Raw genomic sequence first — 13,623 nt, 5'->3', positions numbered from 1 at the left:
CCCAAAGAAGCGGCGGGCCCTTTCGGGCCCGCTTTCGTGTTGGATGGGGAGGAGGCCGGCTCAGACGCAAACCTTGGGTTCCGCCCCGCTTGGCCTTCCTCACTTCGCGTTGGCGGCCTTTTCGATGATCTCGGCGACGACGGCCGGCTTGGAGACATAGACGGCGTGGCTGCCCTTGGTCTCGACGACGGTGGCGCCGGCGCGCTGGGCCATCTTGCGCTGGGCCGGGGGCGGGATCATGCGGTCGTCGGTTGCGACAAGGTAGTAGCTCGGCTTGACCTTCCAGGCAGGGTTGCTGACGGCGCCGGTGAGCGCCGCGACACCCCAGGGCACCTGGGATTCGGCCATGAAGGCAGCGGTCTTCGCATCGACATCGGCGGCGAAGGAGGCGGCGAACTTGGCCTTGTCGAGGGTGAGGAAACCGTCGACCGGGGGCAGGATCGGCGGGACGGCGGCGCCCGGAGGCGGGTTGGCGATCAGCGAGGAGACGGACTCGCCCTGATCAGGGGCGAAGGCGGCGATGTAGACCACCGACTTCACCTTCGGATCGGTGCCGGCTTCGCTGACCACGACGCCGCCATAGGAGTGGCCGACGAGCACGACCGGCCCGTCCTGCTGGGCGATGGCGCGCTTGGTGAAGGCGACGTCGTCGGCGAGCGAGGTGGTCGGGTTCTGGACGATAGTAACGGTGTAGCCCCTGGCCTTCAGGGCGTTGTAGACGCCCTGCCAGCCGGAGCCGTCGACGAAGCCGCCATGGACGAGAACGACGTTCTTGACGGTGGGGGCGGCCTGGGCGGAGGTGCCGGCGACAGCGGCGGCGAGGGAGAGGGCAGCAGCGGCGATCAGGGTCTTGGTCATGGCGGGTTCCTTTCGTTGTTTTGTTCGCGATATTCATTATCGCGATAAGCATATTCATGCGGGCCCGCCTCGGACTTGTAAAGCACTTTCTTTATCGCGATATCATTTTTCTCGAGATCGACCTGTCACCGATTCCGGAGAGCCCCGATGACCGATACGTCCAAGGCCGACGCGCCCAATGCCGATGTCCCCATGGCAGCTGACGCTGCGACGCTGCCGCTCGACGCGCAGCTGTGCTTTTCGATCTATTCCGCCTCGCTGGCGATCCAGCGGGTCTACAAGCCGATGCTCGACGCGCTGGGCGTGACCTACACGCAGTATCTGGCGCTGAGCACGCTGTGGGAGCGTGACGGGCTGACCATCGGCGCCATCGCCGAGCGGTTGGCGTTGGAGCCGAGCACGATCACACCGGCAGTCAAGCGGCTGGAGGCGGCGGGTTTCGTCAGCCGCCGGCGCAGCGCCGTCGACGAGCGGTTGGTCGAAGTGCATCTGACCGAAAAGGGCAGGGAGCTCCATCCTCAGACCGGATGCCTCACGGATGCTCTGCTGCGCCACTCCGGCTTCGAGGTGCCGCAGATGATCGAGCTCAACAGATGCGTCCAGGCCCTCAGGCAGGGCATGCGAAATGCCGTAGGCGATAGCGGCGTTGCCGAGGCAGCGCCGTCGAATGAGTAAGCATGTCGGAGATTTTGGCTCCTACGACGATTTGACCTCCGTCATCGTCACGGGCCTGCGGACGCGCTAAGCTTCTTCTCCCTTCCTCGTCTTGGCTGAGATCATCGGGGCCAAAGCATGAGCGATCCGAAGGAAATCGAGCTGAAGCTGGTTTGCGATCCCTCGGACCTGGCTGCGTTGCGGGAATGGCCACGTCTTGGGGCTAAGGCGAGGCGCACGGATCGATTGGAGTCGATCTACTTCGACACCTCCGAGCGCTTGCTGCAGGCCTGCGGTTACGTCCTGCGGGTGAGGCAAACCGGTGACGGCTACGTCCAGACCGTGAAGGCTGGTGGTGACGGCCTGATCGAGCGGCGCGAATGGGAGGAGCCGGTCGGCGGTCCCGAGCCAGACCACGACGCTCTGCGCAAGACACCGCTGGCGAAGCTGGTCGGCAAGAAGGCGAAGTTCGCGGCGTTGTTCGCCGTGTCGGTCGAACGCGCGACTTGCCTGATCAGCCAGGGCAGTTCCCAGATCGAAATCGCGCTGGATCAAGGGCGTGTGACGAATCCCTGCGCGGAGAGCGGCTCGGACGCCGAGGCGATCAGCGAGATCGAGCTCGAGCTGAAACAGGGAGCAGCCGAAGACCTCTTCACCCTTGCGCGTGAAATCTGCGAGCGGGTGCCCGTGCGTCTCGGCGTCGTGAGCAAGGCCGAGCGCGGGTTCGACTTGATCGATGGGGAAGGCGGCCGGGTTCACAAGGCCGAGCCGATCGACTTGTCGGACGACATGTCGGCCGCCGACGCATTCCGCGCCATCGCTCATGGCTGCCTGCGCCAGCTGCGGTTGAACGAGGACGTTCTGCTCGATCGCCACGATATGGACGCCTTGCATCAGGCGCGCGTCGCGATCCGCAGGCTCCGCTCGGCCATGTCCCTGTTCAAGGATCTGCTGGCCGACGAGCGGTTCGAGAGCATCAAGGCGGAATTGAAGCGCCTCTCGGAGCCTCTGGGGCGGGCCCGGAACCTCGATGTCTTTCTATCGGAAACGATGCCTGCGGAGATCTCCCGGCATCCCGATCAGGACGAGCTTCTGAATTTGGAGAAGCATCTCCAACGCCTGCGCGCCGAAGCCTATGGCGTGGTGGTCGAGACGCTACGCTCGGAGGCGTGGCGGCGGTTCCTGATCGATCTGGTCGCGTGGATCAACACCGGGCGATGGCTCTCCGGGCAGGACGGCGTCGCGTGCGACCAGCCCGCGCGTCCCTTTGCGTCCGGGGTGCTCGACAAGCGCAGGCGGCAGGTCAAGAAGCGTGGCCGGGACCTCGCGACATTGAGCATCGAGGAGCGGCATCAGGTCCGGATCGCCGTCAAGAAGCTGCGCTACGGCGCCGAATTCTTCGCCAGCCTCTATGAGGGCAAGAAGGAGCACAAGCGCCAGAAGGCCTTTGCATTGGTCCTTGCGAAACTGCAGAGCAGCCTTGGCTCGCTCAATGACATCGCTGCCGGGCAGCAACTGCTTGAACGTGTGGCCGGCTCGGATGTTGTTGGTTCCGTCCAGTTTGCCGCGGGACTGACCTTGGCCGATATCGAGGCGAAGGAGCAGAAACTGCTCGCCTCCGCCGTCGAGGCTCATGGCGAGCTGATCGCGCTTCAACCGTTCTGGCGTTGAGGCGATTGCGGCTCTTCCCCTCCCCCTTGTGGGGAGGGGATAGGGGTGGGGGTGGCGCCACTTGGTGATCGGCTGCAGATCAGTGCCGTGCAGCAGCGCCGAAAACACTTTCCCATCGATCGCTCTTGCTTTCCGCCCCCCACCCCCATCCCCTCCCCACAAGGGGGAGGGGAGTCGCGCGCGGCCATCGCGATCGCCTGTCACGCCGCCAGCCGTCCCCATCTTCTGCCCGCGGCTCCTGGCAGCAAGCGCGGGCCTCTCGCTCGCGCCGCAGCCCGGCGTTTCCCTATACGGCTGCTTCCGGCGGCTTCTCCGCGGGGCGGGTCGACGGGCGCAGGCGCTCGCGCAGGGATTGGAAGACCACATAGAGCGCCGGGATGACGAAGATGCCAATGCATGCCGCCGCCAGCATGCCGCCGAAGACGGGCGTGCTGACATTGCGCCGCGCGAGCATCGCCGGTCCCTCGGCGATGACGAGCGGCAGCAGGCCGAGAATGAAGGCGAAGGAGGTCATCATCACCGGGCGGAAGCGCAGGCGCGCGCCTTCCGTGGCCGCATGCAGCAACGGGTGGCCCTTCTCGCGCATCTCCTTGGCGAACTCGACGATCAGGATGCCGTTCTTCGCCGCCAGGCCGATCAGCACGACGATGCCGATCTGGGCATAGAGATCGAGCGTCAATCCGGCGACCACGATCGCGACGAAGGCGCCGAGCAGGCCAACCGTCACGGAGAGCAGGACCGGGACCGGGATCGTCCAGCTCTCGTAGAGCGCGACGAGGAAGAGATAGGCGAAGAGCAGCGCGAAGGCGAGGATGATGCCGGTCTGCCCCTCCGCCCGCTTCTCCTGGAACGACACATCGGTCCAGGCACCGCGGTAGTTCGCCGGCAAGGTCTTGGCGGATACGGCCTCCATCGCGGCGAGCGCTGCGCCGGATGAGACGCCCGGTGCCGGCGAACCCTGCAGGGTCACGGCGAGACGGTTGTTGTAGCGGATCAGCGCCTGCGGGCCGACCACGACCCTGGCTTCGACGAAGCTGCGCAGCGGGATCATGTCGCCGCTGCGGCTGCGGACATTGATGCGGTAGATGTCGTCGACCGAGGCGCGGTCGGCCCCATCCGCCTGGACCTGCACCTGCCAGGTTCGGCCGAACAGGTTCATGTCGTTGACATAGTAGCCGCCGAGCGATGCCTGCAGGGCCTGGAAGACGTTGTTGAGCTCGACGCCGAGGATCTGGACCTTGTCCCGGTCGATGTCGAGATAGATCGACGGAGCCGAATCCGAGAAGGTCGAGAAGACGCGCCGCAGCTGCGGATCCTGGTTGGCCGCGATGGTGAGGCCGCGCAGCGCCCGGCCGAGCGCCTTGGGATCGGACGTCCCCATATCCATCACGACATAGCTGAAGCCGCCGCCATTGCCGAGGCCGATGATCGGCGGCGGGGCGATCGGCACCACATTGCCTTCACGGACCGCCCTGAGTTTCTGCGACAGTCGGGCGATGACGGCTTCGGCGGAATCCTCGCGGCTCGTCCGCTGGTCGAAGGGCTTCAGCGAGACCATGACGAAGCCGGCATTGGGCTGCGAATAGTTGTCGAGGAAGTTGAGCCCGATGACGGTGGAATAATCCGCGATCGCGCTTTCGGTCTTCAGGATGCTCTCGACCTGGGCCATGGCGATGGAAGTGCGGCCGATCGAGGCGCCGTCGGGCAGCTGGGCGACGATGAAGAAGGCGCCCTGATCGTCGTCGGGCAGGAAGCCCGTCGGCGTGATGCGGCTCATCCCGTAGATGCCCGCGCCGAAGGCCGCCGTCAGCACGAGGCTGATGACGGAGACCCGCACGAGTCGCGCGACGGCGACGCCATAACGGTCACGCACCCAGTCGATACCGTTCATGACGCGCGCGATCAGCCCGCGCCGTGGCCCCTCATGGCGCTTGAGCAGGACGGCGCAGAGCGCCGGTGAAAGCGAAAGCGCATTGATGGCGGAGAGCACCATCGCCACGGCGACCGTGACCGCGAACTGTCGGAACAGCTCGCCGGAGATGCCGGGGATGAAGGCGACCGGCACGAAGACCGAGAGCAGGACCAGCGTGATCGCGATGATCGGGGCGACGATCTCGCTCATCGCTTTCTTGGTCGCCTGGGCCGGCGTCAGATCTGGATGCTCCTCCATCACGCGCTCGACGTTCTCGATCACCACGATCGCGTCGTCGACGACGATGCCGATCGCGAGGACCACGGCCAGCAGCGACACCGTGTTGGCGGAGTAGCCGATGGCGTTGAGGACGATGAAGGCACCGATCAGGCTGACCGGAACGGCGACCGTCGGGATCAGCGTCGCGCGGAAGTTCCCGAGGAACAGGAAGACGACGAGGACGACGAGAGCGAAGGCCTCGAGCAGCGTCTTCTGCACTTCATGGATTGTCGCCGTGACGAAGGCGGTCGGATCGTAGGTGACCTTCCATTCCAGACCTTCCGGGAAGGATTTCGACAGGTCGCCGACGGTCTTCTTGACGGCGTCGAGCGCGGCGATCGCGTTGGCGCCGGGCGATTGGTAGACGCCGATCAGCACGGCGGGGCCGCCGTTCAGCCGCGTGTCGCGGTCGAGATTGGCGGCACCGAGCTCAAGCCGCGCGACATCGGATAGCCGCAGGATCGAGCCGTCCGGATTGGTGCGCAGCACGATCTTGCCGAACTCCTCCGGCGAGGTCAGTCGGCCCTTGGTCTGGATGTTGAGCTGCAATTGCTGATCGTCCGAGATCGGACGCGCGCCGATGCGCCCGACGGCGGCCTGGGTATTCTGGGACTGGATGGCGCTGATGATGTCGCCGGTCGTCAGATTGAGGCCGGTCAGGTTGTCGGTGCGGACCCAGGCCCGCATCGCATAATCCTGCGCGCCGAACAGCGCGGCGTCGCCGACGCCGGGCGTCGAGCGGATCGAGTCGAGCAGGTTGATCGTGACGTAGTTCGAGACGAACAGCGTGTCGTAGGCGTTCTTCGGCGCGTAGACGGCGATGACGCCGAGCAGGGCCGAGGACTTCTTCTTCACCGTCACGCCGTTGCGCTGCACCTCCTGGGGCAGCTTCGACAGCGCGACCTGCACGCGATTGTTGACGTTGACGCTGTTGATGTCGGGGTTCGTTCCGAGCTCGAAGGAGACGAGCAGCGAATAGCTGCCGTCATTGCCGCTGACGCTCTTCATGTAGAGCATCTTGTCGGTGCCGACGATCTGGGCTTCGAGCGGCTGGGCCACGGTCTGCTCGATCACCGCCGCCGAGGCGCCGGGATAGGAGGTCGTCACCGAAACCTGCGGCGGCACGATGTCGGGGTATTGCGCCACGGGGATGGCGAAGAGCGACAACAGGCCTGCGATCGTGGTGACAAGCGCGATGACGATGGCCAGCCGCGGCCGGTCGACGAAGACGGAGGTGAACATGGCTCAGCTCCGGCCGGCCGGCGGAGCGACGGGTGAAGCCAGGACCGGAGATCCCGGCCGCAGGTTCTGCAGCCCTTCGACGACGATCTGCTCGTTGCCGACGAGGCCCTGCTCGACGGTGACATAGGCGCCGATTTCGGCACCGATCTTGACGCGCTTGACCACGGCCTTGCCGTCCTCGACCGCGAAGACATAGCCGCCTTGCTGATCGGCGATCAGCGCCGATTGCGGGATCAGCACCTTTTCTTCGGATTTCTCGGCCTGGACGGTGACGCGCACGAGCGTGCCGTCGATGAGCTTGTTGTCCGGGTTCGGAATCTCGGCGCGCACCAGGACCGTGTCGGTGGCACGGTCGACCGAGACGTCGACGAAGTCGACGCGGCCCTTCTGGTCATAGGCCGTGCCGTCCGCGAATTTGAGACTGACGAATGGGGCGCCCTTCCCTTCCGTGACGTTGTTCGTCTTCAGCCCGAGGAATTCGCGCTGGCTGACGGGGAAGGTGACATACATCGGGTCGCTGCTGACGATCTGCACCAGCACGCCGCTGTCGGGGCCGACGACGTTGCCTTTGGTGAGCTTTGTTCGGCCGATCCGGCCGGCGATCGGCGATCTGATCTCGGTGTAGCCGAGGTTGATCTGCGCGGTCTTCAGATTGGCTTCTGCGGTGATCTGGTCGCCCCGCGCACCCTGTTCGTCGGCGACGCGCTGATCGCGGACGGCTTCGGAGCCGGCGCTGGTGCGCAGGAGATCCTCGGCGCGCTGGCGCTGGACGATGGCATTTTTCAGGGTGCCCTGTGCGCGCTCAAGTGCGCCCTGGGCTTGCTCGACGGCTGCCTCGAACGGGGCCCGCTCGATGCGGAAGAGGGGCGTGCCTTCCTTGACGTTTGCACCGTCCCGGAACAGCACTTCGTCCAGATAGCCCGTTACGCGAGCCCGGACATCAACGCGATTGACGGCTTCGATTCGACCCACGAAGTCGGCGGTCTTCTCGATGGCCCGCTTTTCGGCTGCAACGGTGCCCACCGGAATCTTCGCCGGCTGAGCTTGCTGGGCGAAGGTGCGACTGTCGGGGCTCAGGACGGCGCCGGCGGCCAGTGTCGCCATTGCGAGGCAGAGAAGTCCAGAGCGCAGCCGCCCCTTCGAGCGCAGCGAAAATACAGGCATTCGCTTTCCCCCGCAGTCTTTTGTCACTGTACGAGCCCTGCACGTGATCGGCCGTCCGGTCGAGGCCGGATACTGAGCGTTTTTTTGCGCAGGCGCTACGGCCTTGTTGGAGGTGTCGCAATACTCGCTTTGCGTGTCGATGGGTGTTGGCGCTCAGGGTTGCCTTGGGAACGTAGAATTGAAGATTTTAGGCGGATCTATATGGTTTATTCGAATGATTTTGCTAAAAATAGCAGAGATTTGCTCGCGAATGACGCTGCTCCCGAGAAGGGACGATAGTATCCGGATTCCGAGTGTTCGAGCGAGGCGGCGGCAAATCCGGGGGCAAGAAGTCCAAGGGCCGAGACGACGCTGCGCCAGAGCCCGCGGCTTCGGCCGTGAGGCACCCAATTAAAAAAAGGCCGGCTGCTCAGCCCGAGCGGCCGGCTCGTTTCGCTTTCGGCGCGTTCAGTGCAACGGCGGCGCGGATCAGTTCGGCCAGGGCCTTTTCGTTGATCGCATCGCCCTCGTGGAAATCGATGGCGCGGCGAACATTGCCGTCCAGGCTGGAATTGAACAGGCCGGACGGGTCTTCCAGCGCCGCACCCTTGGCGAAGGTCAGCTTGACCGCGCTCTTGTAGGTTTCGCCGGTGCAGATCATGCCGTCGCGATACCAGACCGGCACGCCGCGCCATTTCCATTCCTCGACGACATCGGGAACGGTCTGTTTGATCAGGGCACGAAGCCGGGCAAGCATCTCGCCGCGCCAGTCGCCAAGCTCCCTGATTCGCCCGTCGATCAGTTCGGATGGCGATTTTTCCGCGTGGGTTGCGGTATGGGCCATCATCTTCTCCCTGCTCCATATTCTGTGCGTTCGCGCCTCTGGCGTGTTCCTCAGCCCATCCGCGCCAGCAATTCCTCCAGTGCGGCGAGGAAGCGCGGCCAGCCGGCCCTGGCGCCCTGGAAATAACGTGGCTGGTTCTCCCGGAAGCCCGTCTGCTCCATGCGCAGCGCGGTGCCCGCACCGGCCGGGGTCAAGGTCCAGGTCACCACCGTCTTCAGCTCATGGTCGCCCCAGCTATAGGACAGGGTTCTGGCCGGCTCGATCTCCAGCACCTCGCAGGAGACGGCGCCCCATTCGGCGCTGAAGTCGAAGCGATGGCCGACGACCGGCTTGAAGTCGTTCTTCATCAGCCACTCTGCGATCAGATGCGGCTGCGTCAGGGCGCGCCAGAGCTTCTCCGGCGGATGCGGGAACTCCCGCTCGACGATGACGGAGTGGATTTCGGCGGATGCTTCGTTCACTGGTCCATCCTTTTGAGCAGATCTTCGAGGTCGTCGAACCGGTTCTCCCAGAACCCGCCCATTTGGCTGGTCCAGTCGATCAGCGGCGCCAGCGCCTTCGGCTGCGCGCTGTAATGCGCCTGGCGGCCTTCCTGTCGATCCCGCACCAGCCCGGCCTGCTTCAGCACGGCGAGGTGCTTCGAGACGGCGGGCTGCGAGACTCCGGCGCGGATCGTCAGGGCGCCCACGGTCTGCTCGCCGTCCCGGCACAACCATTCGAACAACGCCCGCCGCGTGGGGTCGGCGAGGGTCCTGAAGAGCTGGTCGTGATCGGTCGCTATCAAACACATAACCCGTCAGTTATAGGTCAAACCAATAACTGACGGGTTATGTAAGAGTCAACCTGAGCGGAACTGTGTTTCCGGAACGCGCGTGGTCGTCAGGAAACGAAGTCCTGCCGCATCGGCGTGAAGACGTCGACGAGCGTCCCGGCCTCCACGTTGACGGCGCCGTGGATCGCATCGGGCGGCACGGTGAAGCTGTCGCCGGCCCTGAGGCGCTCGGTGCGCCCGGAGATGGTGATGTCGAAGACGCCGCTTTCGACCAGCGAGCACTGGATATGCGGATGGCTATGCGCGGGGCCGATCGCGCCGGCCTGGAAGCGCACGCGGACCATCATGACCTCGTCGCGATAGGTCAGGATCTTGCGCGTCACGCCCTCGCCGGCCGGCTCCCAACCGAGATCGGCGTCGCGGGCGAAGGGTTCGTTCTTGCGATCCATGTCGGGTCTCCCTCAGCGCGCGAGCCAGCCACCATCGACCGGCAGCACAACGCCATGGATGTAGGCGGCGGCGTCCGAGGCGAGGAACACGGCGGCCCCGCCGAGCTCCTGCGGCTCGCCCCAATGCCCCGCCGGGATGCGGGCCAGGATCGCGGCGTTGCGCTCCGGGTCGGCGCGCAGGGCCTGCGTGTTGTTGGTGACGAAATAGCCGGGCGCGATGGCGTTGACGTTGATGCCATGCTGAGCCCATTCGCAGGCGAGCAGACGCGTCAGCCCCGCAAGCCCGCTCTTCGACGCCGTGTAGGAGGGGATGCGTATGCCGCCCTGAAAGGAGAGCAGCGAGGCGATGTTGATCACCTTGCCGCCCTTGCCGTCGGCAAGCATGCGCTTCGCCACGCCCTGCGTCAGGAAGAAGGTCGACTTCAGGTTGACGTCCATCACGGCGTCCCAATCGGCCTCGGTGAAGTCGATGGCGTCGGCCCGGCGGATGATGCCGGCATTGTTGACGAGGATATCGAGGCGCGAGCCATCGGTCTTCGCCGCAGCCTCGGCCTCCTCGACGATCCGTGCGATCGGCTCCAGCGTGGCGAGGTCGGCGCTGATCTCATGGAAGGGCCGGCCGGTCTCGGCGACGCGGGCTTTCGTCTCGGCCATGCTCGAGCGGCCGACCGCGACGATGCCGGCGCCCGCATGGGCGAGCGCGACCGCGATCGCCTGGCCGAGGCCCGTATTGGCCCCGGTGACGATCGCGGTCCGGCCGCTCAAATCGAAGGCTGTAGGGCTTGCACTCATGATGGACACCGTTCTGATCGGGCCAAAACGGCCGAGAGCAAGGAGGAGCCCGCCGCCCGATGCCTGTTGGCATCGGGCAAGGGACCGACGCAGCTATCGGCCGTTTTCGCCCGACCCCTTTGGGGCGCGGGCCTTTTGATCGGCTGGTGTGTCGCGCGGCCTTGCAAGCCGGGCGGCTTGCGGCGGCCACGCTCCTGCCCGCCGATCAAAATGCCCTGCGTCAGAACGATGCCCATCATGAGTGCAAGCCCTTAAGCATCAGCGCAGATCGCCGGTCGCGACCATGTCCATGTCGGTGTAGTCGACATTGTCGCCACCCATGCCCCAGATGAAGGAATAGGCGCGGGTGCCCACGCCGGAATGGATCGACCAGCCGGGCGAGAGGATCGCCTGCTCATTGGCGACGACGAGGTGGCGGGTCTCCTGCGGCTCGCCCATCAGGTGGAAGACGCGGGCGTCGTCGGGCAGGTCGAAATAGAGATAGATCTCGCAGCGCCGGTCATGGACGTGGGAGGGCATGGTGTTCCAGATGCTGCCTTCTTCCAGCGTGGTCACGCCCATCACCAGCTGGCAGGTGTCGCAGACGCCGGGGATGATGTACTGGCGGATGACGCGCTTGTTGGCGGTCGCCTGCTCGCCGAGCGCGATGGTCTTGGCGTCGGCCGCGGTGATCCGCCTGGTCGGATGCACGGCATGGGCCGGCGTCGAGAGCAGGTAGAACTTGGCGGGGTTGCCGGCATCGTCGCTGGCGAAGGAGACCTCGCCGGCTTCCTTGCCGACATAGAGCGCATCGCGCTTGGCGAGCGCATGGTCCTTGCCGCCGACCGCGACCTTGCCGGGGCCGCCGACATTGACGATGCCGAGCTCGCGCCGCTTCAGGAAGGCGTCGGTGCCGACCGCCTTCGGCGTCGGCAGCACCACGGGTTTGCCGGTCGGCATGGCGCCGCCGACGATGACGCGGTCGAGGTGGCTGTAGGTCAGCTTGACCTCGCCGGGAACGAACAGCGTCTCGATCAGGAAGTGGCGCCGCAGCTCTGCCGTATCGAAGCCCTTGACGGCCTCAGGGTGTGAAACCTGGCGAATCTCGATGGTCATGATCGGTCCTTCAGTGGAACAGGCGCGGCAGCCAGAGCGACAGGCCGGGCATGTAGGTGACGAGCAGGAGCACGGCGACGCTGGCACCGTAGAAGGGCCAGATTGAGCGCATCGACTCCATGATGGTGATCTTGCCGACGGCGCAGGCGACGAACTGCACCGAGCCGACCGGCGGCGTGTTGAGGCCGATGCCAGCGTTGAGGATCAATACCACGCCGAAATGGATCGGATCCATGCCGATCGCCTTCACCACGGGTAGGAACATCGGCGTGCAGATGATGATCATCGGCGCCATGTCCATGAAGGTGCCGAGCACCAGCAGGATGATGTTGATCAGCAGCAGAATGATCAGCGGATTGTCCGAGATCGCCTTCATCGCGTTGATGGTCGCCTGCGGAACCTGCAGGAAGGCCATCAGCCAGCCGAAGGCGCCGGCGGTGCCGATGATCAGCAGCACCATCGAGGTGGTCCGGACCGCGCCGAGCAAGGCGTTCACGAAATTGGTCCAGTCGAGCTGGCGATAGACGAGCACGGTGATCAGCAGCGCGTAGCAGACGGCGATGCAGGAGGACTCCGTCGCGGTGAAGATGCCCGAGCGCACGCCGCCGAAGATGATGACGATCAGCATCAGGCCGGGAATGGCAACGACGAAATGGTGCAGCACTCCCGTAAGCCCCGGGAAGACCCCGGCGGGATAGCCGCGCTTGGCCGCGACGAACCAGGCGGTCGCCATCAGCGAGGCCGCGAGCAGGATGCCCGGCACGATGCCGGCCGTGAACAGGTCGGCGATCGAGATGCCGCTGCCGGCCGCGAGCGAGTAGAGGATCATGTTGTGCGACGGCGGCAGCATCAGCGCGATGATGGCGGCGTTCGCGGTGACGTTGACGGCATAGTCGGCGGCGTAGCCGCGCTTGACCATCTGCGGGATCATGATGCCGCCGATCGCCGAGGCATCGGCGACTGCCGAACCGGAGATGCCGCCGAACAGCGTGCAGGCGACGACGTTGACCTGCCCGAGGCCGCCGCGCAGATGCCCGACCAGCGAGGCGGCGAAGGCGATGATGCGCTCGGCGATGCCGCCGCGGATCATCAGGTCGCCCGAGAAGATGAAGAAGGGGATCGCCATCAGTGAGAATACGCTGATCTGCGAGTTGATCTGCTGGAAGACGACGACGGGCGGGATGCCCATGTAGAGCACGGTCGCCAGCGAGGAGAGCCCGAGGCAGAAGGCGACCGGAGCGCCTATCAGCAGCAGCGCCGAGAAGACGCCGAAGAGAACCCAGATTTCCATGGCTCAGAGCTCTCCGCCGCCGGCCCGCTCGGCCTTGATGCGCAACGGGACGCGCGGAACGCCGGTTGCGATCAGCAACAGGCGCTCGACGCTGAAGAAGGTAATCAGCACACCGCCGATGACGAGCGGGACATAGTCCCAGGATTTGGCGATGCCGATCAGTGGGATGCGGTCGGACCAGCCCTTCTCGACCAGTTGCAGGCCGTAGATGACCATGGCGATGCCGAAGCCGAGAATGAGGATCTGCGTGAACACCACGAGCGCCGCCTCGAGCCGCCGGGGGATGAAGGCCAGCAGCCCCTCGAAGCCGAGATGGTCGCTTTCGCGCACGCCAACGGCGGCGCCGAGAAAGATGAACCAGGCCATCAGCAGCAGGGACCCGGCCTCGACCCAGGTCGGGGTGTCATTGAGGATGAAGCGACCGAACACGCCCCAGGCGATCAGCGCGGTCATGAGCAGGATGCCGAGCCCGGCGAGAGCGAGGACGATGAGCGTCAATCGCGCCGACAGGCGCGACAGCGCGAGAGTGAAGGCGTGCATGGGAGTGTCCGTTTCGTGGCAGGTCTTGCGCTGGCGTGGCCCTTTGCGGGAGCCACGCCGACACAAGTCATGTCTGGAAGA

Annotated in this window: 13 protein-coding genes; 2 read left to right on the top strand and 11 right to left on the bottom strand. The window is 65.3% G+C overall.

Translation table 11 applies throughout. The features are described from left to right. Nucleotides 1–99: 99 nt before the first annotated feature. Nucleotides 100–858, bottom strand: a complete 759-nt coding sequence (locus FQV39_RS16955) for an alpha/beta hydrolase (protein WP_149131355.1) — start codon at nt 856–858, stop codon at nt 100–102. A gap of 192 nt (nt 859–1,050) precedes the next feature. On the opposite strand from FQV39_RS16955, the gene FQV39_RS16950 reads away from it, so the two are divergent. Next, complete coding sequence (locus tag FQV39_RS16950; protein WP_149133891.1) at nt 1,051–1,533, top strand: MarR family winged helix-turn-helix transcriptional regulator; 483 nt, start codon at nt 1,051–1,053, stop codon at nt 1,531–1,533. Between the two features lie 117 nt (nt 1,534–1,650). Further along, nucleotides 1,651–3,183, top strand: coding sequence for a CYTH and CHAD domain-containing protein (locus tag FQV39_RS16945; RefSeq protein ID WP_149131354.1), 1,533 nt, complete (start codon nt 1,651–1,653; stop codon nt 3,181–3,183). Nucleotides 3,184–3,469: 286 nt separating this feature from the next. Here the strand turns inward: FQV39_RS16945 and FQV39_RS16940 are convergent, their stop codons facing one another. The 10 genes from FQV39_RS16940 to FQV39_RS16895 form a co-directional block, all read right to left on the bottom strand. Continuing rightward, nucleotides 3,470–6,616: an efflux RND transporter permease subunit gene (locus tag FQV39_RS16940; protein WP_149131353.1), complete on the bottom strand. Its 3,147-nt coding sequence runs from the start codon at nt 6,614–6,616 to the stop codon at nt 3,470–3,472. A gap of 3 nt (nt 6,617–6,619) precedes the next feature. Further along, the gene (locus tag FQV39_RS16935) at nt 6,620–7,780 is read right to left on the bottom strand and encodes an efflux RND transporter periplasmic adaptor subunit (protein ID WP_248313043.1); all 1,161 of its coding nucleotides are present in this window, start codon (nt 7,778–7,780) and stop codon (nt 6,620–6,622) included. A gap of 409 nt (nt 7,781–8,189) precedes the next feature. Further along, nucleotides 8,190–8,606, bottom strand: a complete 417-nt coding sequence (locus FQV39_RS16930) for a DUF1801 domain-containing protein (protein WP_149131352.1) — start codon at nt 8,604–8,606, stop codon at nt 8,190–8,192. A gap of 47 nt (nt 8,607–8,653) precedes the next feature. Continuing rightward, nucleotides 8,654–9,064 carry an SRPBCC family protein gene (locus tag FQV39_RS16925; RefSeq protein ID WP_149131351.1) on the bottom strand — a complete coding sequence of 137 codons (411 nt, stop codon included), beginning with the start codon at nt 9,062–9,064 and terminating at the stop codon, nt 8,654–8,656. Then, a complete protein-coding gene (locus tag FQV39_RS16920; RefSeq protein WP_210251111.1) occupies nt 9,061–9,393 on the bottom strand; it encodes an ArsR/SmtB family transcription factor in 333 nt (110 codons plus the stop codon). Before FQV39_RS16920 ends, FQV39_RS16925 begins: the two co-directional genes overlap by 4 nt. An 89-nt stretch (nt 9,394–9,482) precedes the next feature. Then, nucleotides 9,483–9,824, bottom strand: a complete 342-nt coding sequence (locus tag FQV39_RS16915; protein ID WP_149131350.1) for a cupin domain-containing protein — start codon at nt 9,822–9,824, stop codon at nt 9,483–9,485. A 12-nt stretch (nt 9,825–9,836) separates the two neighbouring features. Next, nucleotides 9,837–10,616, bottom strand: a complete 780-nt coding sequence (gene kduD / locus FQV39_RS16910) for a 2-dehydro-3-deoxy-D-gluconate 5-dehydrogenase KduD (protein ID WP_149131349.1) — start codon at nt 10,614–10,616, stop codon at nt 9,837–9,839. 258 nt (nt 10,617–10,874) lie between these two features. After that, on the bottom strand, nt 10,875–11,711 hold the full coding sequence (gene kduI, locus FQV39_RS16905; protein WP_149131348.1) for a 5-dehydro-4-deoxy-D-glucuronate isomerase: 837 nt from the start codon (nt 11,709–11,711) through the stop codon (nt 10,875–10,877). 10 nt (nt 11,712–11,721) lie between these two features. Then, nucleotides 11,722–13,002 carry a TRAP transporter large permease gene (locus FQV39_RS16900; protein WP_149131347.1) on the bottom strand — a complete coding sequence of 427 codons (1,281 nt, stop codon included), beginning with the start codon at nt 13,000–13,002 and terminating at the stop codon, nt 11,722–11,724. A gap of 3 nt (nt 13,003–13,005) precedes the next feature. After that, a complete protein-coding gene (locus FQV39_RS16895) occupies nt 13,006–13,542 on the bottom strand; it encodes a TRAP transporter small permease (RefSeq protein WP_149131346.1) in 537 nt (178 codons plus the stop codon). Nucleotides 13,543–13,623: the final 81 nt, after the last annotated feature.

Origin of the sequence: Bosea sp. F3-2 (assembly GCF_008253865.1) — a bacterium.
In the GTDB taxonomy this organism is placed as follows: domain Bacteria; phylum Pseudomonadota; class Alphaproteobacteria; order Rhizobiales; family Beijerinckiaceae; genus Allobosea.
The sequence above is the reverse complement of the archived record's forward strand: the minus strand, read 5'-3'. Positions and strand labels throughout refer to the sequence as shown.